The organism is Kitasatospora sp. NPDC057015 (genome assembly GCF_042673745.1).
In the GTDB taxonomy this organism is placed as follows: Bacteria; Actinomycetota; Actinomycetes; order Streptomycetales; family Streptomycetaceae; genus Kitasatospora.
The window spans coordinates 118787-141722 of sequence record NZ_JBHUSG010000018.1 but is presented as its reverse complement, the minus strand read 5'-3'; the positions used below and the strand labels follow the sequence as shown (position 1 = coordinate 141722).

At 72.1% G+C, this 22936-nt stretch carries 22 protein-coding genes; 2 read left to right on the top strand and 20 right to left on the bottom strand.

Annotation, left to right across the window (positions count from 1 at the left end; all coding sequences use genetic code 11):
• Positions 1–931, top strand: a 931-nt coding sequence (locus ACFTWP_RS19335) for a PhoH family protein (RefSeq protein ID WP_380265811.1), incomplete at its 5' end; no start/stop codon positions are given.
• Here ACFTWP_RS19335 and metK read toward each other — a convergent pair.
• The 15 genes from metK to pyrR all read right to left on the bottom strand — a co-directional run bounded on the left by metK (position 892) and on the right by pyrR (position 17271).
• On the bottom strand, positions 892–2052 hold the full coding sequence (gene metK / locus ACFTWP_RS19330; RefSeq protein ID WP_380265810.1) for a methionine adenosyltransferase: 1161 nt from the start codon (positions 2050–2052) through the stop codon (positions 892–894). The genes ACFTWP_RS19335 and metK overlap by 40 nt on opposite strands.
• A gap of 174 nt (positions 2053–2226) precedes the next feature.
• Positions 2227–3450: a bifunctional phosphopantothenoylcysteine decarboxylase/phosphopantothenate--cysteine ligase CoaBC gene (gene coaBC, locus ACFTWP_RS19325; RefSeq protein ID WP_380265809.1), complete on the bottom strand. Its 1224-nt coding sequence runs from the start codon at positions 3448–3450 to the stop codon at positions 2227–2229.
• Between the two features lie 148 nt (positions 3451–3598).
• Positions 3599–3865 (bottom strand): DNA-directed RNA polymerase subunit omega, encoded by a 267-nt coding sequence (gene rpoZ / locus ACFTWP_RS19320; protein ID WP_030240625.1) that lies wholly within the window; start codon positions 3863–3865, stop codon positions 3599–3601.
• Positions 3866–3933: 68 nt separating this feature from the next.
• The gene (gmk, locus tag ACFTWP_RS19315; protein WP_380265808.1) at positions 3934–4491 is read right to left on the bottom strand and encodes a guanylate kinase; all 558 of its coding nucleotides are present in this window, start codon (positions 4489–4491) and stop codon (positions 3934–3936) included.
• Positions 4492–4563: 72 nt separating this feature from the next.
• Positions 4564–4890, bottom strand: coding sequence for an integration host factor, actinobacterial type (gene mihF / locus ACFTWP_RS19310; RefSeq protein ID WP_035795753.1), 327 nt, complete (start codon positions 4888–4890; stop codon positions 4564–4566).
• A gap of 322 nt (positions 4891–5212) precedes the next feature.
• On the bottom strand, positions 5213–6046 hold the full coding sequence (gene pyrF / locus ACFTWP_RS19305; protein ID WP_380265807.1) for an orotidine-5'-phosphate decarboxylase: 834 nt from the start codon (positions 6044–6046) through the stop codon (positions 5213–5215).
• Entirely contained in the window at positions 6043–7023 is a 981-nt protein-coding gene (locus ACFTWP_RS19300; RefSeq protein WP_380265806.1) for a dihydroorotate dehydrogenase, read from the bottom strand. Before ACFTWP_RS19300 ends, pyrF begins: the two co-directional genes overlap by 4 nt.
• The gene (locus ACFTWP_RS19295) at positions 7023–7901 is read right to left on the bottom strand and encodes a dihydroorotate dehydrogenase electron transfer subunit (RefSeq protein WP_380265805.1); all 879 of its coding nucleotides are present in this window, start codon (positions 7899–7901) and stop codon (positions 7023–7025) included. Before ACFTWP_RS19295 ends, ACFTWP_RS19300 begins: the two co-directional genes overlap by 1 nt.
• A gap of 166 nt (positions 7902–8067) precedes the next feature.
• Entirely contained in the window at positions 8068–9168 is a 1101-nt protein-coding gene (locus ACFTWP_RS19290) for a quinone-dependent dihydroorotate dehydrogenase (protein ID WP_380265804.1), read from the bottom strand.
• 65 nt (positions 9169–9233) lie between these two features.
• The gene (gene carB / locus ACFTWP_RS19285) at positions 9234–12542 is read right to left on the bottom strand and encodes a carbamoyl-phosphate synthase large subunit (RefSeq protein ID WP_380265803.1); all 3309 of its coding nucleotides are present in this window, start codon (positions 12540–12542) and stop codon (positions 9234–9236) included.
• A gap of 3 nt (positions 12543–12545) precedes the next feature.
• A complete protein-coding gene (carA, locus tag ACFTWP_RS19280) occupies positions 12546–13724 on the bottom strand; it encodes a glutamine-hydrolyzing carbamoyl-phosphate synthase small subunit (RefSeq protein ID WP_380265802.1) in 1179 nt (392 codons plus the stop codon).
• Complete coding sequence (locus tag ACFTWP_RS19275; protein ID WP_380265801.1) at positions 13721–14305, bottom strand: hypothetical protein; 585 nt, start codon at positions 14303–14305, stop codon at positions 13721–13723. Before ACFTWP_RS19275 ends, carA begins: the two co-directional genes overlap by 4 nt.
• Positions 14302–15606: a dihydroorotase gene (locus ACFTWP_RS19270; RefSeq protein ID WP_380265815.1), complete on the bottom strand. Its 1305-nt coding sequence runs from the start codon at positions 15604–15606 to the stop codon at positions 14302–14304. The genes ACFTWP_RS19275 and ACFTWP_RS19270 overlap by 4 nt, the downstream gene beginning before the upstream one ends.
• A gap of 26 nt (positions 15607–15632) precedes the next feature.
• Positions 15633–16634 carry an aspartate carbamoyltransferase catalytic subunit gene (locus ACFTWP_RS19265; protein ID WP_380265800.1) on the bottom strand — a complete coding sequence of 334 codons (1002 nt, stop codon included), beginning with the start codon at positions 16632–16634 and terminating at the stop codon, positions 15633–15635.
• 4 nt (positions 16635–16638) lie between these two features.
• A complete protein-coding gene (gene pyrR, locus ACFTWP_RS19260; RefSeq protein WP_380265799.1) occupies positions 16639–17271 on the bottom strand; it encodes a bifunctional pyr operon transcriptional regulator/uracil phosphoribosyltransferase PyrR in 633 nt (210 codons plus the stop codon).
• A 374-nt stretch (positions 17272–17645) separates the two neighbouring features.
• Here pyrR and ACFTWP_RS19255 point away from each other — a divergent pair, with 374 nt between their 5' ends.
• On the top strand, positions 17646–18149 hold the full coding sequence (locus ACFTWP_RS19255; RefSeq protein WP_030056198.1) for a transcriptional regulator: 504 nt from the start codon (positions 17646–17648) through the stop codon (positions 18147–18149).
• A gap of 144 nt (positions 18150–18293) precedes the next feature.
• On the opposite strand, the gene ACFTWP_RS19250 is transcribed toward ACFTWP_RS19255, so the two are convergent.
• The 5 genes from ACFTWP_RS19250 to ACFTWP_RS19230 all read right to left on the bottom strand — a co-directional run bounded on the left by ACFTWP_RS19250 (position 18294) and on the right by ACFTWP_RS19230 (position 22717).
• Positions 18294–19238 (bottom strand): hypothetical protein, encoded by a 945-nt coding sequence (locus ACFTWP_RS19250; RefSeq protein ID WP_380265798.1) that lies wholly within the window; start codon positions 19236–19238, stop codon positions 18294–18296.
• Positions 19239–19533: 295 nt separating this feature from the next.
• Positions 19534–20376, bottom strand: a complete 843-nt coding sequence (locus ACFTWP_RS19245) for a thioesterase family protein (RefSeq protein ID WP_380265797.1) — start codon at positions 20374–20376, stop codon at positions 19534–19536.
• A gap of 138 nt (positions 20377–20514) precedes the next feature.
• The gene (nusB, locus tag ACFTWP_RS19240) at positions 20515–20955 is read right to left on the bottom strand and encodes a transcription antitermination factor NusB (RefSeq protein ID WP_190212449.1); all 441 of its coding nucleotides are present in this window, start codon (positions 20953–20955) and stop codon (positions 20515–20517) included.
• Between the two features lie 4 nt (positions 20956–20959).
• On the bottom strand, positions 20960–21523 hold the full coding sequence (gene efp / locus ACFTWP_RS19235; protein WP_380265796.1) for an elongation factor P: 564 nt from the start codon (positions 21521–21523) through the stop codon (positions 20960–20962).
• A gap of 87 nt (positions 21524–21610) precedes the next feature.
• Positions 21611–22717 carry a M24 family metallopeptidase gene (locus ACFTWP_RS19230; protein WP_380265795.1) on the bottom strand — a complete coding sequence of 369 codons (1107 nt, stop codon included), beginning with the start codon at positions 22715–22717 and terminating at the stop codon, positions 21611–21613.
• Positions 22718–22936 lie beyond the last annotated feature (219 nt).

Below are 22936 nucleotides of genomic sequence, written 5' to 3'. Positions count from 1 at the left end.
CCGTCAGGTCGTGCTGGTGTCGAAAGACATCAACATGCGGATCAAGGCGCACGCGCTCGGCCTGCCCGCGGAAGACTACTTCAACGACCAGGTACTCGAGGATTCCGATCTCCTGTACAACGGCGTGCGCGAACTGCCACAGGACTTCTGGACCAAGCATGCGAAGGGCATGGAGAGCTGGCAGGACACGAAGACGGGCACCACGTACTACCGCGTGACGGGCCCGCTCGTCGCGTCGATGCTCGTCAACGAGTTCGTCTATCTCGAGCCGCAGAACGGCGAGCCGACGTTCCATGCGATCGTCCGCGAGCTGAACGGCAAGACGGCGCTGCTGCAGACGCTGCGCGACTACAGCCACCACAAGAACAACGTGTGGGGCATCACCGCGCGCAACCGCGAGCAGAACTTCGCGCTGAACCTGCTGATGAACCCCGAGATCGACTTCGTCACGCTGCTCGGCCAGGCCGGCACCGGCAAGACGCTCGTCGCGCTCGCGGCCGGCCTCGCGCAGGTGCTCGACGACAAGCGCTACAACGAGATCATCGTGACGCGCGCGACCGTGCCCGTCGGCGAGGACATCGGTTTCCTGCCGGGCACCGAGGAAGAGAAGATGCAGCCGTGGATGGGCGCATTCGACGACAACCTCGAAGTGCTGCAGAAGACCGACGACGCGGCTGGCGAATGGGGCCGTGCCGCGACGCAGGAACTGATCCGTTCGCGCCTGAAGGTGAAGAGCATGAACTTCATGCGCGGCCGCACGTTCGTCGACAAGTACCTGATCATCGACGAGGCGCAGAACCTGACGCCGAAGCAGATGAAGACGCTCGTCACGCGCGCGGGCCCGGGCACGAAGATCGTGTGCCTCGGCAACATCGCGCAGATCGACACGCCTTACCTGACCGAGGGCAGCTCGCGGCCGAAGTGGCCGTAGGCGGCGGTCTGGGAGTAGATCGGGCGCAGCAGGTCCAGGTCGCGGATGATGGCGGCCGGGCGCAGGTCGAAGACCTTGACCACGGCTTCCTGGATCTTGAGGACCGGGACGGTCTCGGTGCCGAAGGTCTCGACGAACAGGCCCACCGGCTCGGCCTTGCCGATCGCGTAGGCGACCTGGACCTCGGCGCGGGTGGCCAGGCCGGCCGCGACGATGTTCTTGGCGACCCAGCGCATGGCGTACGCGGCGGAGCGGTCGACCTTGGACGGGTCCTTGCCCGAGAAGGCGCCGCCGCCGTGGCGGGCCATGCCGCCGTAGGTGTCGATGATGATCTTGCGGCCGGTGAGGCCGGCGTCGCCCATCGGGCCGCCGATCTCGAAGCGGCCGGTCGGGTTGACCAGCAGGCGGTAGCCCTCGGTGACGAGCTTGATGCCCTGGTCGGCGAGCGCCTTGAGCTCCGGCTCGACGACGAACTCGCGGATGTCCGGGGTCAGCAGCGAGTCGAGGTCGATGTCGCTGGCGTGCTGCGAGGAGACCACCACGGTGTCCAGGCGTACGGCCTTGTCGCCGTCGTACTCGATGGTGACCTGGGTCTTGCCGTCGGGGCGCAGGTACGGGATGGTCCCGTTCTTGCGGACCTCGGACAGCCGCTTGGCCAGGCGGTGCGCCAGCGTGATCGGCAGCGGCATCAGCTCGGGCGTCTCGTCCGACGCGTAGCCGAACATCAGGCCCTGGTCGCCGGCGCCCTGCTTGTCGAGGTCGTCGGAGTCGTCACCGGTCCGGGCCTCGTAGGCGGTGTCGACGCCCTGGGCGATGTCGGGCGACTGCGAGCCGATGGACACCGACACGCCGCAGGAGGCGCCGTCGAAGCCCTTCTTCGAGCTGTCGTACCCGATTTCGAGGATCTTGTCCCGGACCAGCTGGGCGATCGGCGCGTAGGCCTTCGTGGTCACCTCGCCGGCGATGTGCACCTGGCCGGTGGTGATCAGCGTCTCCACGGCGACCCGCGACGTCGGGTCCTCCTTGAGGAGGGCGTCCAGAATGGTGTCGCTGATCTGGTCAGCGATCTTGTCGGGGTGTCCCTCGGTGACGGACTCCGACGTGAACAGGCGGCGAGACACAGCGCTCCCTGGGGTTGCAGCGGCTGCTGACTGAAGGCCCCCGGCGGACCGGGGACATCCGGAAAGACTTGATTCCTGGAGTGTAACGGGCGGCTACCGGCAAGTGGGACTGCCGTCCAGCAGAAAAGACGGCGCCGCGGCGGAATCCGACCGGACGGCGGACCGCCCCCGCCCTCAGTTCAGGCGGGCTGCGACGAGATCCCAGACGACGTCGGCGAGTGCTTCCTTCGGTCCGACCGGTACGGCCGTTTCGGTGCCGTCGGCGCCGAGGACGACCGCCTCGTTGAGGTCCGAGCCGAAGCCCTTGCGCTCGCCGACCTCGTTCACGACCAGCAGGTCGCAGCCCTTGCGGGCGAGTTTGGCCCGGCCGTTGGCGAGCACCTGGTCGGTCTCCGCGGCGAATCCGACGACCAGTTGACCCGGCCGGGCCCGGTCGGCGGAGAGCTCGGCGAGGATGTCGGGGTTGCGGACGAGGGCCACCGGCGCCGGCTCGACCCCGTCCACCTTCTTGATCTTCCCGGTGACGTACTCGGCCGGACGGAAGTCGGCGACGGCGGCGGCCATCACCACCGCGTCGGCGTCCGCCACGGCCTTCAGCGCGGCCTCGCGCAGTTGCAGCGCGGTGGAGACGTGCACCACGTCCACGCCGGCCGGGTCGGCGAGCTCGGCGTTCGCCGAGATCAACGTCACTCTGGCCCCGCGCGCCGCGGCGGTCGCGGCGAGCGCGTAGCCCTGCTTCCCGGAGGAGCGGTTGCCGAGGAAGCGCACCGGGTCGAGCGGCTCCCGGGTGCCGCCGGCCGAGACCACCACGTGGCGGCCGGCCAGGTCGGTGGAGAGTCCGCCGCGCCGCAGGACGCTCCGGCAGGCCTCGAAGATCGCGGACGGCTCGGGCAGCCGGCCCTTGCCGGTGTCCACCCCGGTGAGCCGCCCGACGGCGGGCTCCAGCACGATCGCGCCGCGACGCCGCAGCGTGGCGACGTTCTCCCGGGTGGCGGGGTGCTCCCACATCTCGGTGTGCATGGCGGGCGCGAAGACCACCGGGCAGCGCGCGGTGAGCAGGGTGTTGGTGAGCAGGTCGTCGGCCAGCCCGTGGGCGGCCTTGGCCATCAGGTCCGCGGTGGCGGGAGCGACCACGACCAGGTCGGCCTGCTGGCCGATCCGCACGTGCGGCACCTGATGGACGCCCTCCCAGGTCTCGGTGGCGGCCGGGCGGCCGGACAGCGCCGCCCAGGTGGCCTCGCCGACGAAGTGCAGGGCTGCGGCGGTGGGCACCACGGTGACCTGGTGGCCGGACTCGGTCAGCCGTCGCAGCAGCTCACAGGCCTTGTAGGCGGCGATGCCGCCGCTGACGCCGAGAACGACGCGCGGGGCGCCGGTCCGGTCCGTGGTCGCGCTCATGCTGCCGGTCTCTCCGTCCGTTCGGGTGCAGCTCACCCTACGGCCCTTCAGATCCCGGCCGCACTGTGGCGCGACGCACACACGACAGGGCCCGCCGGACGGATCCGGCGGGCCCTGTCGGTGCGGCGGTGCGGCCGCGGGGGGCTGCTCAGGCAGCCTCGATCGCCTCGGCGGTCAGCATGCCGGCGTTGATCTCGCGGAGCGCGATCGACAGCGGCTTCTCGTGCACGTGGGTGTCGACCAGCGGGCCGACGTACTCCAGGAGGCCCTCACCGAGCTGCGAGTAGTACGCGTTGATCTGACGCGCGCGCTTGGCGGCGTAGATCACCAGGCTGTACTTGGAGTCGGTGGCCTCGAGCAGCTCGTCGATCGGCGGGTTGATGATGCCCTCGGGCGCGGTCATGGAAGAGGACACGCTAAAACCTTCCGAAAGGATGGAAAAGACAAGATGCTGATCGGATCGGATCGAAACGACCAATCCGCTCAGGCTGCACCGAGCAAGGCTAGCAGCTCGGCCGCTACCTGCTCGACCGAGGTGTTGACAAGGGTCGTGTCGAACTCCGACTCCGCCGCCAGCTCGATCTTGGCCGCCTCCAGCCGCTTCTCGATGACGTCCTGCGGCTCGGTGCCCCGGCCGGTGAGCCGGCGGACCAGCTCGTCCCAGCTCGGCGGGGCCAGGAAGAGCAGCAGCGCCTCGGCCATCGACTCGCGCACCTGACGGGCGCCCTGCAGGTCGATCTCCAGCAGGACGGGCACGCCGTTGTCCAGCTTCTCCATCACCGCCGTGCGCGGGGTGCCGTACCGGTTGCCGGCGAAGACGGCCCACTCCAGCAGCTCGCCGTTAGCGATCAGCTTGTCGAACTCGTCGTTGTCGACGAAGTAGTAGTGGATCCCGTTCTGCTCGCCGGGCCTCGGATGCCGGGTGGTGACCGACACCGAGAGCCAGACCTCGGGGTGCTGCTTCCTCATATGAGCGACGACCGTGCTCTTGCCGACCCCCGAGGGGCCGGAGAGCACGGTCAGCCGCGGACGCTCACTCATGCACCGATTATCCCGGATCGCGGACGATCCGGAGACCACGGGGCCTGGTCGATGCGCTTCGCCGGTGGGCGATCAGGAGGCGGCGCCGCCGAACTCCCGCTCCAGCGAAGCGATCTGGTTCGTACCGAGGCCGCGCACACGACGGCTCTCGCTGATGCCGAGGCGCTCCATGATCTGCTTGGCACGCACCTTGCCGACGCCCGGCAGGCTCTCCAGCAGTGCGGAGACCTTCATCTTGCCGATGACCTCGTTGTCGGCCTTGCCGGCCTTGATCACCTCGTGCAGCGAAGCGCCGGAGTGCTTGAGCCGGTTCTTCACCTCGGCGCGCTCCCGCCGAGCCTCGGCGGCCTTGGCGAGCGCTGCAGTGCGCTGTTCAGGGGTAAGGGGCGGAAGAGCCACGCCGTTCACCTCAGGGTGTGGAAGGAAGGATGAGCCATGACGGTTTTACGAGCCCCCAACAGGCGAACCCAAGGGCTCTGACCTGCGAGAGCGACGGGAATCGCCGCTCCGTGGTGACCTACCGCCGGACACTACCCGGATTGAGCCGCCACGTCAGGAAAAGAACACGAAAAGTCCTGGTCAGCCAAGGCCGACCAGGACTTTTCCGGGCAAAACAGCCGCGAATCCGACCCCACTTCGCACGAGTGTGACGGCGCTCACTTCCGCGGGACGCGCTCCGGCCGGCGTGCGCTCCCCGTCCGCCGGCCGCGATCACCCGCCCTCACCCCACCGCCGCGGCGTACTCCTCGACGAACCGCAGGGCCGCCTCGCGCAGCGCCGGGACGGAGGGACCGTGCTTCAGCACGTCCCGGCTGACGCTGGGCACCACGTTGCGCACGGCGCCGCCGAAGACCCGCGGCAGGTCCGCCATGGTGGCGCCCTGGGCGCCGATGCCGGGCGCCAGCAGCGGCCCGTTGATCGCCAGGTCGACCCCGGCGTCGGCCAGCGTGGCACCGACCACCGCACCGAACGAGCCGAGCGGCTCGGCGCCCGCGTTCTCGGCCGCGAGCTGGCGCAGCACCGAGGCCGCCACCGTCTCACCGCCGGCGCCCACCGCGCGCTGCACCTCGGCCCCCTCCGGGTTGGAGGTCAGCGCGAGCGCGAACACGCCCGCGCCGTTCGCCCGCGCCAGGTCGAGCGCGGGGCGCAGCGAGCCGAAGCCGAGGTAGGGGCTGACCGTGACCGCGTCCGAGAACAGCGGGCTGGACGGCGACAGGAAGGCGTCGGCGTAGGCGGCCATGGTGGAGCCGATGTCGCCGCGCTTGGCGTCCATCAGCACCAGCGCGCCGGCCGCCCGGGCGTCGGCGACGGACTGCTCCAGCACCGCCACGCCCCGGCTGCCGAAGCGCTCGAAGAAGGCGGCCTGCGGCTTGAGCACGGCGACCCGGTCGGCGAGCGCCTCGACCACCGTGCGGCTGAAGGTCTCCAGCCCGGCGATGTCGTCGCCCAGCCCCCACGCGGCGAGCAGGGAGGCGTGCGGGTCGATGCCCACACAGAGCTGGCCGCGGGTGTCGAGGGCGTGCCGCAGGCGGGTACCGAAGGGGGCGAGGGTCATGACGGCCTTTCAGTGCGGGTGGTGGGGGTCGGGCGGTGGGCGAGGCCGACCGCCTCGGCGTACGTGGCGAGGCCGCGGGCGGCCAGCTCGGCGCGCAGTTCGTCGAGAATGCGCAGCGGGGCGGTGGGGTCGTTGAAGAGGGTGGTGCCGACGGCGAACCCGCCGGCGCCGGCGAGGGCGAACTCCAGGGCGTCCCGGCCGGTGCGGATGCCGCCCATGCCGAGGATCGGCACCGGGGGGATGCGTCCGGCGGCCATCTCGGCGTACACCTGGTAGACGCAACGCACCGCGATCGGGCGGATCGCCGGGCCGGAGAGGCCGCCGGTGACGCCGGACAGCGCCGGACGCATGGTGTCCAGGTCGATGGCCAGGCCCAGGGTGGTGTTGATCATCGAGAGGCCGTCCGCGCCGGCCTGGACGCAGGCGGCGGCGATCTCGGTGAGCGAGGTGACGTCGGGGGTGAGCTTGGCGTAGACCGGCAGCGCGGGATCGGCGGCCTCCCGCACGGCCTGCACCACGTCGTAGGCGGTGGCCGGGTTGGCGGCGAAGGCCAGGCCCCGGCCCAGCACGTTGGGCCAGGACATGTTGAGCTCGATGCCGATCACGCCCGGGCGGCCGGTCAGCCGGGCCGCGGTGGCGGCGAACTCCTCCAGCCGCTCCCCCGCGACCGAGACCAGGACGCGGGCGCCGCGCTCGGCCAGCCAGGGCAGTTCGCGCTCGACGAAGGCGTCGATCCCGGCGCCCGGCAGTCCGATGCCGTTGAGCATCCCGGACGGCGTCTCGGCCGTCCGGGGGGTGGCCAGGCCGGCCCGCGGGCGCGGCATGATCGTCTTGGTGGTGACCGAGCCCAGCGCGTCCAGCGGGACGAACCTGGCCAGTTCCCGCCCGTAGCCGGCGCAGCCGGAGGCGGTGGTCAACGGGTTCGGCAGGGTCAGGCCGCCGAACGGCGTGCTGAGGTCCACCTGCGCGGGATCCATCAGGCGGCCCCCTCCCCCGGCCACCGGCCGGGGTCGCCGCCGCCGTCGGCGCCGGCCAGGTCGGCGGGGACGGTGCCGATGTCCTTCCAGCGCACCTTGGCACCGTCGAACACCGGGCCGTCGGTGCAGGAGCCGACGAACCGGCTCACGCCGTCCGGTCCGACCACCGGCAGCACGCAGGTCGTGCAGAGCCCGGTGCCGCAGGCCATCCGCTCCTCCACGGCCGTCCAGCAGCGGGCGGCGAGCCCCTGGGCGATCGTGCTGGCCTCCCGGAGCATCGGCACCGGTCCGCTGGCGTGCACGACCGTCGCGTCGATCGCCAGGATCGCCTGTGCCAGCGGGTCGGTGGCCCGGCCCGTCAGTCCGGCCGAGCCGTCCTCGGTGACCACCAGGACGTCCGGGGTGAGCGCCCGCGCCCGCTCGACCCCGTACAGCCGGTCGGCGGTGGCCGCGGCGAGGACGAAGCCGATCCGGCCGCCCCGGGCGGCGATCTCCGCGGCCAGGTCGAGCAGCGGGGCGGCGCGGTGGCCGGCGCCGACGAGCAGGGCGCTGACCGGGCCCTCGGGCAGCGGGAAGGGCGTGCCCAACGGCGCGATCAGGTCCAGCCGGTCACCGGCCCGGGCGCGGGTGAGCTCGCGGGTGCCGGGGCCGCGCTCGGCGATCACCAGCTCGATCGTCTCGGCCGCCGGATCGGCCCGGTGGACGGCGAAGGCCCGGCGCATCAGCAGGGCGGACTGCGGGCCGCCGACCGCGAGGGCCGCGAAGTGGCCGGGCCGTACCCGGGAGGCGACGCCGGGTGCGCGCAGCACCAGCCGGTGGTAGGCGCCCTCGGCGGTGCGGGAGAGCACCTCGGCGTCGGTCTTGAGGGGGTGGGCCATGCGAGGGGACCTTTCGGCTGCCCGGAACGTGTGGATCTCGGCCATGCCGCCGGCCGGGGCGTCGACCGGCCCGGGCTTCCCGGAGCCCGGGCCCCGGGCGCGCTGGGCCCGGCCCGGCGCGCCCGGAGCCCGCCGCCCGGCGGCGCCCACGGGGCGAACGCCCGGCTCAGCTCTCCTTGGCGCTGCCGACCGCCTCGGCCAGCGTGCGGAAGCCGCCGGCGCGCAGCCGGGCGGAGAGGCCGCGGTGCACGCGGCGCATCCAGAACGGGCCCTCGTAGATGAAGGCGCTGTAGCCCTGCACCAGGTCGGCGCCGGCGATGATCCGCTGCCAGGCGTCCTCGGCGGTCTCGATGCCGCCGACCGAGACGATGGTCAGCCGGCCCTCGGTGCGGGCCCGCAGGCGCTTCAGCACCTCCAGCGAGCGCTCCTTGAGCGGCGCGCCGGAGAGGCCGCCCATGCCGATCGCCTCGACCTGTGCGGCGGGCGCCCGCAGGCCGCCCCGGCCGATGGTGGTGTTGGTGGCGATGATGCCGTCCAGGCCGAGCTCGACGGCCAGGTCGGCGACCGCGTCGACGTCCTCGTCGGCCAGGTCGGGGGCGATCTTCACCAGCAGCGGCACGTGGTGGGAGGTGGACCGGTCGGCGGCCTTGCGGACCTCGTGCAGCAGCGGGCCCAGGTGCGAGACGGCCTGCAGGTTGCGCAGCCCGGGGGTGTTCGGCGAGCTGACGTTCACCACCAGGTAGTCCGCGTGCCTGGCGAGGCGCTCGGTGCTCTTGACGTAGTCGGCGACCGCGTCGGCCTCCTCGACCACCTTGGTCTTGCCGATGTTGACGCCGATCACCGGGGTCGAGGTGGTGTGCGGGCGGGCCGCCAGGCGGGCCGCGACCCGGGCGGAGCCCTGGTTGTTGAAGCCCATCCGGTTGATCAGCGCGCGGTCCTCGACCAGCCGGAACAGCCGCGGCGCCGGGTTGCCGGACTGCGGTTCACCGGTGACGGTGCCGATCTCGACGAAGTCGAAGCCGAGCATCGACAGGCCGTCGATGCCGATGCCGTCCTTGTCGAAGCCGGCCGCGAGGCCGAACGGGCCGGGCAGGTCCAGGCCGAGCGCCGTGGTGCGCAGCGCGCGGTCGCGCGGGGCGAGCACCAGGCGGACCAGCACGCCCAGGCCCGGTACCGAGGCGGCCAGCCGGATCCAGAAGAAGGCCAGGTGGTGGGCCTTCTCCGGGTCCATCTTCCGGAAGACGAGGTTGAACAGGGTCTTGTACAAGGCGAGGTCCTCCTGGCATGGAAGTGGGGGGCACCGGGCCTGCGGTGCCCCCCACTGCGGCGGTGCTACTTGCGGCCGGCGTTGATCAGCTCGGCGTGCTCCTGGAGCGACATGACCCCGACCTCGTCGCGCAGCAGCGCGTCGATGCCCTGGACGGCCGCGCCCATCGCCTGGACGGTGGTCAGGCACGGCACGCCGCGGGAGACGGCCGCGGTGCGGATCTCGTAGCCGTCGAGGCGGCCGCCGGTGCCGTACGGCGTGTTGATGATCAGGTCGACCTGGCCGTCGTGGATCAGCTGGACGATCGTCTTCTCGCCGTTCGGGCCCTCGCCGTCGCTGTGCTTGCGCACCACGGTGGCGGGGATGCCGCCGCGCTGGAGGACCTCGGCGGTGCCGGAGGTGGCGAGCACCTCGAAGCCGAGTTCGACCAGGGCGCGGGCCGGGAAGACCAGGTTGCGCTTGTCCCGGTTGGCGACCGAGACGAAGACCTTGCCCTTGGTGGGCAGCGCGCCGTAGGCACCGGCCTGCGACTTGGCGTACGCCGTGCCGAAGACCTTGTCGATGCCCATGACCTCGCCGGTGGAGCGCATCTCCGGGCCGAGCACGGTGTCGACGCCGCGGCCGTGCACGTCGCGGAAGCGGCTCCACGGCATCACGGCCTCCTTGACGGAGATCGGCGCGTCGGCGGGCAGCGTGCCGCCGTCGCCCTCGGCCGGGAGCATGCCCTCGGCGCGCAGTTCGGCGATGGTGGCGCCGAGCGAGATCCGGGCGGCGGCCTTGGCCAGCGGGACGGCCGTGGCCTTGGAGGTGAACGGCACCGTCCGGGAGGCGCGCGGGTTGGCCTCCAGGACGTAGAGGATGTCGCCGGAGAGCGCGAACTGGATGTTGATCAGGCCGCGGACGCCGACGCCCTTGGCGATGCCCTCGGTGGAGGTGCGCAGCCGCTTGATGTCGTAGCCGCCCAGGGTGATCGGGGGCAGCGCGCAGGCGGAGTCGCCGGAGTGGATGCCGGCCTCCTCGATGTGCTCCATCACGCCGCCGAGGTAGAGCTCGGTGCCGTCGTAGAGCGCGTCGACGTCGATCTCCACCGCGTCGTCGAGGAAGCGGTCGATCAGCACCGGGTGCTCGGAGATCAGGCCGGCGTGGCGCTCCAGGTAGGAGGCCAGCGAGGGCTCGTCGTAGACGATCTCCATGCCGCGCCCGCCGAGCACGTACGAGGGGCGGGCGAGGACGGGGTAGCCGATCTCGTCGGCGATGGCCTTGGCCTCGTCGAAGGAGAAGGCGGTGCCGTGCTTGGGGGCCGGCAGGCCGGCCTCCTTGAGGACCCGGCCGAAGGCGCCGCGCTCCTCGGCGAGGTCGATCGCCTCGGGCTGGGTGCCGACGATCGGCACGCCGTTGTCCTTGAGCGCCTGGGCCAAGCCCAGCGGGGTCTGGCCGCCGAGCTGGACGATGACGCCGGCGAGCGGCCCGGCCTGCTTCTCGGCGTGCACGATCTCCAGCACGTCCTCCAGGGTGAGCGGCTCGAAGTAGAGCCGGTCGGAGGTGTCGTAGTCGGTGGAGACGGTCTCCGGGTTGCAGTTGACCATGACGGTCTCGTAGCCGGCCTCGGAGAGCGCGAAGGAGGCGTGCACGCAGGAGTAGTCGAACTCGATGCCCTGGCCGATGCGGTTGGGGCCCGAGCCGAGGATGATCACGGCGGGCTTGGTGCGCGGCGCGACCTCGCTCTCCTCGTCGTAGGACGAGTAGAAGTACGGGGTCTTGGCGGCGAACTCGGCGGCGCAGGTGTCCACGGTCTTGAAGACCGGGCGGATGCCCAGCGCGTGCCGCACCTCGCGGACCACGTCCGGACGCAGGCCGCGGATCTCACCGATCTGCTGGTCGGAGAAGCCGTGCCGCTTGGCGTGGCGCAGCAGCTCGGGGTGGAGCTTGTCGGCCTCGGCCAGCTCGGCGGCGATCTCGTCCAGCAGGAAGAGCTGGTCGACGAACCACGGGTCGATCTTCGTGGACTCGAACACCTCCTCCTGGGTGGCGCCGGCCCGGATGGCCTCCATGACGGTGTTGATCCGGCCGTCGGTGGGCACCTGCGCCTTGGTGAGCAGCGCGTCCTTGTCGCCGGTCTCGCCCGCCCAGGAGAACTGCGAGCCCTTCTTCTCCAGCGAGCGCAGCGCCTTGTTGAGCGCCTCGGGGAAGTTGCGGCCCATGGCCATGGCCTCGCCGACCGACTTCATGGTGGTGGTCAGGGTGGCGTCGGCCGAGGGGAACTTCTCGAACGCGAAGCGCGGGACCTTCACCACGACGTAGTCGAGGGTCGGCTCGAAGGAGGCCGGGGTCTGCTCGGTGATGTCGTTGGGGATCTCGTCCAGCGTGTAGCCGACGGCCAGCTTGGCGGCGATCTTGGCGATCGGGAAGCCGGTGGCCTTGGACGCCAGCGCGGAGGAGCGGGAGACGCGCGGGTTCATCTCGATCACGATGACCCGGCCGTCGACCGGGTTGATCGCGAACTGGATGTTGCAGCCGCCGGTGTCGACGCCGACCTCGCGGATGATCGCGATGCCGATGTCGCGCAGCGTCTGGTACTCGCGGTCGGTCAGCGTCATCGCCGGCGCGACGGTGATGGAGTCGCCGGTGTGCACGCCCATCGGGTCGAAGTTCTCGATCGAGCAGACGACCACGACGTTGTCGCTCTTGTCGCGCATCAGCTCCAGCTCGTACTCCTTCCAGCCGAGGATGGACTCCTCCAGGAGCACCTCGGTGGTCGGCGAGAGGGCCAGGCCCTGGCCGGCGATCCGGCGCAGGTCCTCCTCGTCGTGGGCGAAGCCGGAGCCGGCGCCGCCCATGGTGAAGGAGGGGCGGACCACGACCGGGTAGCCGCCGAGGGTCTCGACGCCCGCCATGATCTCGTCCATGGTGTGGCAGATCACCGAGCGGGCCGACTCGCCGTGGCCGATCCTGGCGTTGACGGCCTCGACCACGCCCTTGAACAGCTGGCGGTCCTCGCCCTTGTGGATGGCCTCCACGTTGGCGCCGATCAGCTCGACGCCGTACTTGGCGAGGGTGCCGTTCTCGTGCAGCGAGATGGCGGTGTTGAGCGCGGTCTGGCCGCCGAGGGTCGGCAGCAGGACGTCGGGGCGCTCCTTGGCGATGATCTTCTCGACGAACTCCGGGGTGATCGGCTCGACGTAGGTGGCGTCGGCGATCTCCGGGTCGGTCATGATCGTGGCCGGGTTGGAGTTGACCAGGACGACCCGCAGGCCCTCGGCCCGCAGCACGCGGCAGGCCTGGGTGCCGGAGTAGTCGAACTCGGCCGCCTGGCCGATGACGATCGGGCCGGAGCCGATCACCAGGACGGACTTGATGTCAGTGCGCTTGGGCACGGGTCAGCTCCCTGCGGTGGTGCGAGCGGCCGGGGCGCCGGCCATCAAGTCGACAAAGCGGTCGAAGAGGTACGCGGCGTCGTGCGGGCCCGCGGCGGCCTCCGGGTGGTACTGCACGCTGAAGGCGGGCGTGTCCAGGCACTGCAGGCCCTCGACCACGTCGTCGTTCAGGCAGACGTGGGAGACCTCGGCGCGCCCGTACGGGGTGTCGCTGACCCTGTCCAGCGGCGCGTTCACGGCGAAGCCGTGGTTGTGCGCGGTGACCTCCACCTTGCCGGTGGTGCGGTCCTGGACGGGCTGGTTGATGCCCCGGTGGCCGTACTTCAGCTTGTAGGTGCCGAAGCCGAGCGCGCGGCCGAGGATCTGGTTGCCGAAGCAGATGCCGAACAGCGGGGTCTTCCGCTCCAGCACGCCCTGCATCACCGCGACCTGGTGGTCGGCGGTGGCCGGGTCGCCCGGGCCGTTGGAGAAGAACACGCCGTCCGGGTTCACCGCGTAGATGTCCTCGACGGTGGAGTCGGCGGGCAGCACGTGCACCTCGATGCCGCGCTCGGCCATCCGCTGCGGGGTCATCGCCTTGATGCCGAGGTCCACGGCGGCGACGGTGAAGCGCTTCTCGCCCACGGCCGGCACGACGTACGGCTCGGTGGTGGCGACCTCGGCGCAGAGGTCCGCGCCCTTCATCTCGGGCGCCTGCAGCACCCGGGCGAGCAGCGCCTGCTCGTCGGCGAGCGCCGGGCCGGAGAAGATCCCGACCCGCATCGCGCCGCGCTCGCGCAGGTGGCGGGTGAGGGCGCGGGTGTCGATGCCGCTGATCCCGACGACGCCCTGGGTGGTCAGCTCCTCGTCCAGCGGACGCAGCGAGCGCCAGTTGGACGGCACCCGGGCGGGGTCGCGGACCACGAAGCCGGCCACCCAGATCCGCCGGGACTCGTCGTCCTCGTCGTTCCAGCCGGTGTTGCCGACCTGCGGGGCGGTCATCACGACCACCTGGCGGTGGTACGAGGGGTCGGTCAGGGTCTCCTGGTAACCGGACATGCCGGTGTTGAAGACCGCCTCGCCGAAGGTCTCGCCGACGGCTCCGTACGCCTGGCCGTGGAAGGTCCGGCCGTCCTCCAGGACGAGCACGGCGGGCACTCGCTCCCGCCTCAAGCGCAGCGTGGTGGGGGCAGGTGCGGTCATGGGGCGGCCTCTTCCGTCTTCGTCTTCGTCGTGCGTGTTGCGAGTTCGTTGACCGCCTCGACCCAGGCGGCGTGTTCATCGGGGTGGTCGGCCCGGAAGCCGGAGTCCAGGGCGGTGCCCTGGAGCGTCCAGGTGACGACCAGCAGGCCGGCCGGGACGACCTTGCCGGCGATGCCGGAGTCCGTGCGGGCTCCGGTCAGGTCCTCCGCCGGGATCCACAGGTCCACGTCGCCGGGGCGCAGGACCAGCAGGCCCCGCTCGCCGAGGGTCAGGTCGGCGCGGCTGCGGGTGCCGAGGCCGTGGGCCACGATCCGGTCCAGCCAGTTCCCCGCCGTGGTGGTGCCGTGGTAGCGGCCGCTGGTCTCCAGGATGACCGGGCCCGCGTCCGCCGGCACGGCGGGCAGGGCGGGCAGTCCGGACTGCAGCGTCCGGCGCCAGTTCCAGCCCTGCCGCATCAGCCAGTAGATCAGGCCGATCACGATCAGCAGGCCGACGGCCCAGCCGATGTAGGAGGGCCAGTCGGTGACCCTGGCCTTCTCCTGGGCGAGCAGGGTGAGGGCCGTCGTGGTCGGGCCGCTCACGCGAGCCCGCCGCGCTCGACCAGCTCGCCGGCGAGCACCGTGGCGACGCCGCGCAGGAAGGTGGCGTGCACCCGTCCGGGCAGGTCAAGGCCGCGGTAGGGGGTGTTTCGGCTGCGGGTGGCGAAGCTGTCGGGGTTCACGCTCCCACGGTACGCGGGATCGAAGAGCACCAGGTTGGCCGGCTCACCGACCGAGACGGGCCGGCCGTGTCCGGCGAGCCGGCCGATCCGGGCCGGGCGGTGCGACATCCGGTCGGCGACGCCCTCCCACTTCAGCAGGCCGGTGTCGACCATGGTCTGCTGGACGACCGAGAGCGCCGTCTCCAGGCCGATCATGCCCATCGCGGCGACCGCCCACTCGCAGTCCTTGTCCTCCGCGGGGTGCGGCGCGTGGTCGGTGGCGACCGCGTCGATGGTGCCGTCCGCCAGCGCCTTGCGCAGCGCCAGCACGTCGGCCTCGGTGCGCAGCGGCGGGTTGACCTTGTAGACCGGGTCGTAGCTGCGGACCAGCTCGTCGGTGAGCAGCAGGTGGTGCGGGGTCACCTCGGCGGTGACGTTCCAGCCCTTCTGCTTGGCCCAGCGGATGATCTCCACCGAGCCGGCCGTGGAGACGTGGCAGACGTGCAGGCGCGAGCCGACGTGCGCGGCGAGCAGCACGTCGCGGGCGATGATCGCCTCCTCGGCGACGGCCGGCCAGCCGGCGAGGCCGAGCTCGCCGGAGACCTGGCCCTCGTTCATCTGGGCGCCCTCGGTGAGCCGCGGCTCCTGGGCGTGCTGGGCGACGACGCCGTCGAAGGCCTTCACGTACTCCAGGGCGCGGCGCATGATGACCGCGTCGTCGACGCACTTGCCGTCGTCGGAGAAGACCCGGACGCCCGCGGCCGAGTCGTGCATCGCGCCGAGCTCGGCGAGCTTCTTGCCCTCCAGGCCGACGGTGACGGCGCCGACCGGCTGCACGTCGCAGTAGCCGGACTCCTGGCCGAGCCGCCAGACCTGCTCGACCACGCCGGCGGTGTCCGCCACGGGGAAGGTGTTGGCCATCGCGTGGACGGCGGTGAAGCCGCCCCTGGCCGCCGCCTGGGTGCCGGTGAGCACCGTCTCGGCGTCCTCGCGGCCGGGCTCGCGCAGGTGGGTGTGCAGGTCGACCAGACCGGGCAGCACGACCAGGCCGTGGGCGTCGATGTCGATGTCGGCCTCGACGTCCAGGCCGGTGCCGATCGCCCGGATCAGGCCGTCGGCGATGTGGATGTCCTGCTGCGCGCCGTCGAGGATCTGGGCGTTGCGGATCAGGTAGCTGACCATGGTGTGGGTTCCCTCGTCGGCCGCGCTCACAGGGCGGCCTCACTGGAGTCGGTACGGACATCGGTACGGGCGGGCTCGGGGGTGCCGTCGGCGAAGACGGCCCCGCCGAGGAGGAGGTACAGGACGGCCATCCGGACGGAGACGCCGTTGGCGACCTGCTCGACCACGGTGCAGCGCGGGGAGTCGGCGACCTCGGCGGTGATCTCCATGCCGCGGACCATCGGGCCGGGGTGCATCACGATCGCGTGCTCGGGCAGCTGCGCGAGGCGCGCGCCGTCCAGGCCGTAGCGGCGGGAGTACTCGCGCTCGGTCGGGAAGAACGCGGCGTTCATCCGCTCGCGCTGCACCCGCAGCATCATCAGCGCGTCCGTCTTGGGCAGCACGCTCTCCAGGTCGTAGCTGACCTCGCACGGCCAGTTCTCGATCCCGATCGGCACCAGCGTCGGCGGGGCGACGAAGGTGACCTGGGCGCCGAGGGTGGTCAGCAGGTGCACGTTGGAGCGGGCCACCCGGCTGTGCAGGACGTCGCCGACGATGGTGATCCGCCGCCCCGCGAGGTCCTTGCCGGCGCCGGGGTTGAGGTGGCGGCGCATGGTGAACGCGTCGAGCAGGGCCTGGGTGGGGTGCTCGTGGGTGCCGTCACCGGCGTTGATGACGCTGCCGTGCAGCCAGTCGGACTGGGCGAGGCGGGCGGGCGCGCCGGAGGCGTGGTGGCGGATGACCACCGCGTCGGCGCCCATCGCCTGCAGGGTCAGCGCGGTGTCCTTCAGGCTCTCGCCCTTGGAGACCGAGGAGCCCTTGGCGGAGAAGTTGATGACGTCGGCGGAGAGCCGCTTCTCGGCGACCTCGAAGGAGGTCTTGGTGCGGGTGGAGTCCTCGAAGAAGAGGTTGACGACCGTGCGCCCGCGCAGGGTGGGCAGCTTCTTGACGGCGCGGCCGGAGAGCTGGGCCAGCTCCTCGGCGGTGTCGAGGATCAGCAGCGCGTCGTCGCGGGTGAGGTCGGCGGCGGAGACGAGGTGGCGCTTCACGCGATTACTCCGGGAGGTGCTGGTCGGCGGGCGGCTGGGCGGCGAGGGCCTGCGAGGAGCGGGCCGCGTAGTCGCGGTCGCCGACCAGGACGGCGTCCCGGCCGTCGGTGTCGGCGAGCTGGACCTGGACGGCCTCGCGCAGCGAGGTGGGCAGGTTCTTGCCCACGTAGTCGGCGCGGATGGGCAGCTCGCGGTGGCCTCGGTCGACCAGGACGGCCAGCTGGACGGCGCGCGGACGGCCGATGTCGCTGAGGGCGTCGAGCGCGGCGCGGATGGTGCGGCCGGAGAAGAGCACGTCGTCGATCAGGATGACGAGCTTGCCGTCGATGCCGCCGGGCGGGATCTCGGTGTGCTCCAGGGCGCGGGCGGGCTTGAGCCGCAGGTCGTCCCGGTACATCGTGATGTCCAGGGTGCCGAGCGGGATCTCGCGGCCGGTGATCTGGGTGAGCTTGGCGTGCAGCCGGCGGGCCAGGTGGACGCCGCGGGTGTGGATGCCGAGCAGGACGACGTCCTCGGCGCCCTTCGCGCGCTCCACGATCTCGTGGGCGATCCGGGTCACCACCCGGGCGATGTCGGTGCCGTCGAGCACCTGGTGGGGCGGGCGCGGTGCGCTCGATGAATCTCTCACTGTGGTCATGCCGAAGCCGACCTCCTTCCCCGCCTCACAGGACGGGCCATTAAAGGATGTCTGGTAGGGCCTCCCCGGTCGCGGCGGAAGCCTCGGTCATCCTAACAGCGTGGTCGGCGGGCATCCGGTGGTGGTTCGTTCCGCTTTGCGACACCGCAGGTCAACCACCGCACACCGGCGTGGTTCATGCTCCCGACGCGGGCCATTCGCACGACTGCCCCATTCGGCTTGACGCAGCTACCTCACTCTACGTAACCTCACAGTGAGTTACGAGACGCACGTCGAACCCACCGGTAGGACGTGCCGGGCAGTTGCCGGCCGCACCGCCGGCGACCGCTCGTGGCTCACCACTCAACGCGAAGCAATCTCGTCCGGGGAGACCAATGTCCAGCGACTACGCGAAGCAACTCGGGGGCAAGCTCCGAGCGATCCGCACCCAGCAGGGTCTCTCCCTGCACGGTGTCGAGGAGAAGTCCCAGGGGCGCTGGAAGGCAGTCGTCGTCGGTTCGTACGAGCGCGGCGACCGTGCTGTCACCGTGCAGCGGCTGGCCGAGCTGGCGGAGTTCTACGGCGTCCCGGTCCAGGAGCTGCTGCCCGGCGGTACCCCCGGCGGCGCGGCCGAGCCGCCGCCGCGCCTGGTCCTCGACCTGGAGAGACTGACCCAGGTGCCGTCCGAGAAGGCCGGTCCGCTGCAGCGCTACGCGGCGACCATCCAGAGCCAGCGCGGCGACTACAACGGCAAGGTGCTCTCGATCCGCCAGGACGACCTGCGCACCCTCGCCGTGATCTACGACCAGTCGCCGTCGATCCTCACCGAGCAGCTGATCTCCTGGGGCGTGCTGAACCCCGACGCGCGCCGGGCGGTGCGCGAGGAGGACGCGAGCTGACCGCTCCCCGCCTGCAGAAACGTCACGGCGCGGTGCCCACCCCGGCAACGGGGGGCGCCGCGCCGTCGACGTGTCGGGGCCGTCCCGCCCGGGACGGCCGCGGCCGGCTGCCGCGCCCCCTCCGAGCGGCCCGGGCGGCGCCGTTCAGCACACCGTGCCGAGGCTGAACCCGGGCGCCGCCTCGATGCCCGACAGCAGCGCCCCGCCGGGCGCCGGCGTCCAGTCCTGACCGCCGCTGACCCAGGCCCAGGCCGCCTCCCGGTACTCCCCGCAGTCCGCGGCCGACCCCTGCGATCCGTACAGCAGCGCGGTACCCGGCAGTTCGCGGGCCAGCCCGGCGCAGAGCACGGCGCAGACCAGGTCCAGGTCCTCGTCGTTGATCCGCACCACGCCGTCCTCCCAGTGCAGGATGCGGGCCGCCGCCTCCAGCCGGCCGCCGGGCGCGTCCACCGAGCAGCGGAACTCGTACACCCCGAAACCGGCGCCCACCAGCATCCGGCGCAGCACCTCGGCCCCCCGCTGGTAGGCCTCGCGCACCGGGCGCGGGTCCTCGCCGTGGCCCTCCTCCAGCAGCAGCTCGACGTGGCACAGCGTCAGGCCGTTGTCGCGCGCCCGGACCAGCCGCGGGACGAAGTCCCCGGCCAGGTCCTCGCCCTGATAGGGCAGCAGCTGGTTCTGCAGCGGCGGGTTGACCAGGTAGCGGTCCCGGGCGACCGGCTCGGCGGGGTCCAGCCGGTGCAGCAGGCAGAACTCCTCGAAGTCGACCGGGTGGAACATCCGGGCCCGGACCACCTCGAAGGTGCGGTGGGCCTGCGTCAGCAGCTCGGCGGTGTCCCGCAGGTAGTCGTCGAAGTCGGCGGCGTCGGCCAGGCCCCACGGGCGGGCCCGCTCGAAGTCCTCACGGCTGGTCAGGATCCCGGTGATGAAGGCGCGTTCGCTCCGCCGGCCCTGCTCGTGCGCCGTCCGCGGGCGCGCGTTCGGGCCGCCGGGCAGGCCGTTGTCCGCCTGCCGGGAGGCCGGCAGGTGCCCCCAGCCCGGCACCTGGCAGGACGGGAGGGCGGTGCGGCGGGGGCGGCCGTTGCGAGGCATCGGGGGCTCCTGGGGGCGGGGAGTCGGGAGCGGCGGGGGTGCCGCTGCCCCTCTTCCTCCCCATCCCCGGCAGGCGCACACGCACGGCGTGTCACAGCCCTGTAACCACGAGTGAGTTGCCCGGCGAGCCCGGCCCCCGGAGCCGGCGCGCCGGCGGCACCGGGCGCCGACTCCCCGTGCACCGACTCCCCACGCGCGGCGTCCCCACACCCGCGCCGGGCCGCGCGCGGGAGTGCGGGGCCCGCAGGGGGCGGGCGGTGCCGCGGGCGCACGTCCGTCGGGGGCGTGCGGGCGACTACGCGGGGCGCGGGGCGCGGGCGAGCTGCCGGGACTGCGCCACCAGCCGGCCGGACTCGTCCCAGATCTCGGCGTCCTCCTCGAAGTAGCCGCCGGCCAGGTTCCGGGTCGAGTGGCTGACCCGCAGCCAGCCGGGGACGGGCCGGGCCCGCAGGTGGACGGTCAGCTCGATGGTCGGCGCCCACCCCGGCAGGCCGAGGTCGAAGGTGACCGGCGGCAGGGCGTCGGCGACCAGCAGGAGCAGCAGCGGGTCCGGGTCGCGGCCGTCGGCGAGTCTGAACCAGCCCTGGATCCGGCCGTTCTTCGACGGCCGGCCGAGCGCCCAGCCGACGGTGGACGGGTCGAGCCGCAGGTCGAAGCGCTCCAGCAGGGCGGCCTGCTCGATCAGCTGCGGCGGGGCGTGCTCCATGCCGATGCACTGGTCCGGCGGCGGGAGCTGCGGCGGCTTGGCACTGGTGTGCACCTCCCCCTCGGCCGCGCCCAGGTCGCCGTAGCTGGCGAGCACCCGCAGCCGCTCGACCGGGCGGCCGTCCTCGTCGGCCTGGCTCAGCGAGGCGGTGCCGGTGGAGAGGCTGCGCCCGCTGCGGATCACCTCGGTCCCGACGGTGGCCGCGCCGGGCCGCGAGGCGGAGAGGTAGTAGCCGCTGATCGACATCGGGTCGGGGTGCTCGGGGTGCCGCAGGGAGAGTGCGTGACCCGCCACCGCCAGCAGCAGGCCGCCGTTGATGCCGCCGCCGATCTGCCAGCCGGCGCCCAGCTCGGCGTCGTACAGACCGGTCCCGCCCGGGCGCGGGGTCAGGGCGATGCCCTGGTCGAACTCGCTGCGAATCGCCGTGGTCATGGGTGCTGCGCCCTCCGCTACTGAGTGGCCGATCGTGGGTTACTCACCAGTAGCAGACCCTACTCCACGGCGGTGAACGCGCGAAGGCCGCCGGACCAGGTCGGTCCGGCGGCCTTCGCGGCGGGCTGCGGCGAACGGTCAGTCGCGGCGGATCGTGGGCTTCAGCTCCATGAACCGCGCGAGCAGGCCGTTGACGAACGCCGGGGAGTCGTCGGTGGAGAACTCCTTGGCGATCTCGACGGCCTCGTCCAGGACGACCGCGTCCGGGACGCCGTCCTCCCAGATCAGCTCGTAGGCACCGAGCCGCAGGACGTTGCGGTCCGCGATCGGCATCCGGTCGAGGGTCCAGCCCACCGAGTAGGTGGAGATCAGCTCGTCGATCCGACGCGCGTGCTGGACGTACCCCTCGATCAGCTGCATCGTGTACTCGCCGATCTGCGGGGTGCCCTCGTCCGGCTTGGGCTCCCGGGCGCGGGCGACCCAGTCGGCGAGGACGCGCTGCGGGTCGACGTCCCGGTGGTCGGCCTCGAAGAGGATCTGGAAGGCTCGCGTACGAGCCTTGCTACGGGCGGCCGACACGGACTTACTTCACCCGGCCGAGGTAGCTGCCGTCGCGGGTGTCGACCTTGATCTTCTCGCCGGTGACGATGAAGAGCGGGACGGCGATCTCGGCGCCGGTCTCCAGCGTGGCCGGCTTCGAGCCACCGGTGGAGCGGTCGCCCTGGACGCCCGGCTCGGTGTGCTGGATGAGCAGCTCGACCGAGGCCGGGAGCTCGATGTACAGCGGCGCGCCCTCGTACATCGCGACGACGGCCTCGAAGCCCTCGAGCAGGTACTTGGCGGCGTCGCCGACGACGGCGGGCTCGATGGTCACCTGGTCGTAGGTGTCCGTGTCCATGAACACGAAGTTCGAGCCGTCCTTGTACGAGAACTGCATGCCGCGCTTGTCGACGCTGGCGGTCTCGACCTTGGTGCCCGCGTTGAAGGTCTTGTCGACGACCTTGCCGGTCAGGACCTCCTTGAGCTTGGTGCGCACGAAGGCGGGGCCCTTGCCCGGCTTGACGTGCTGGAACTCTACGACGGACCAGAGCTTGCCACCGTCGAGCTTGAGGACCATGCCGTTCTTGAGATCGTTCGTGGAAGCCACGGGCGCACTTACTCCTGGATATAGCTGTCAAGGAACCAAGGGGACGCGTCCTGGCCCCCGCCGCGGCGACACGCCGCGGCAACGGGACTACAGGGCGAGGAGCTCCTTGGTGGTGATGGTGAGCAGCTCGGGCCCGCCCTCTTCGAGGGGGCGCACCACGAGCGTGTCCTCGATCCGGACCCCGCCCTTGCCCGGGAGATGGACCCCCGGACCGACGGTGACCGGCACGCGACTGTCCAGTTTACCCATGTCTGCGGGACCGAGTCGCGGCGCCTCCCGGATCTCCAGCCCGATGCCGTGGCCGAGCGGGTGCGGGGAGGCCTCGGTGTGGCCGGCCGCCTGCAGGATCTCGCGCGCCGCCAGGTCGGGTACGCAGCTTTCGACGCCCGGCCCGAGCGCCTCGCGACCGGCCCGCTGGGCGCGGAAGACCAGCCGGTGCAGCTCCACCTGCCAGGGCGCCGGGGAGGCCCCGATGACGAAGGTCCGGGCGGTGGACACGCCGTAGCCGCGGTACTGGGCACCGAGCACGACGGTCAGGAAGTCGCCCTCCTCCACCCGCCGGTCGGTGGGCTGGTGGTTCTGCTGCCCCGAGTGGCTGCCGGTGCCGACCGACACCGGGAAGGCCGCCCGGTCCGCGCCGTGGTCGATCATGCGGCGCTCCAGCTCCATCGCCAGGTGCCGTTCGGTCCGGCCCACCAGGATCGATTCGAGCAGCTCGCTCAGGGCCTGGTCGGCGATCTCCGCCGCGATCCGCAGATCGGCGATCTCGTGCTCGTCCTTGATCACCCGCATCCGCTCGACCGCCCGGTCCAGGTCCGCCAGGCGGACTCCCCGGGCCAGGCCGGCGACCGCGCGGTGCCGGGTGACGGTCAGGTCGTGCTCCTCGACCGCGAGGTCGCCCACCCGCAGCCGGACGGCCGCCTCGGCGGCGGCGAGCGCGGTGTCGGTACCGGCCGTCACCGGCAGCTGGGTGAGGTCCTCGCCGAGCAGGTGCTCGCCGGTGTCGTCCGGTGGCAGGTCGTCCGGCAGCGCCAGCAGGGCGCGCTCCCGGGTGAGCAGCAGGGTGGCACCGCACGGCCCGCACCCGGTGAGGTAGCGGACGTTCGCCGGTCTGGTGATCAGCGCCGCATCCGCTCCCGTCGCGCTGCAGTTCTCCCTCAGACGCTCCCGCCGACCCGCGTACGCATCAGACATGGGTCGAGCGTACGGAGAGCGGCGGCGGTTCGCCCGGTGAGCGGCCCGGACGGCGGCACCGGCGGTGCTCGCGGGTGCCCCGGCGCGCGGCGAGGGCGGGCCGGGGCGCGGGTCGGGGGCTAGGGCCGGACGGGAATGGACGCGGCGCCGGCCGTGTTGGGAGCGGATGAAAACGACAACCGTTTCCCGGGTGGGTCGACCGGACCCGCCCGCCACCGC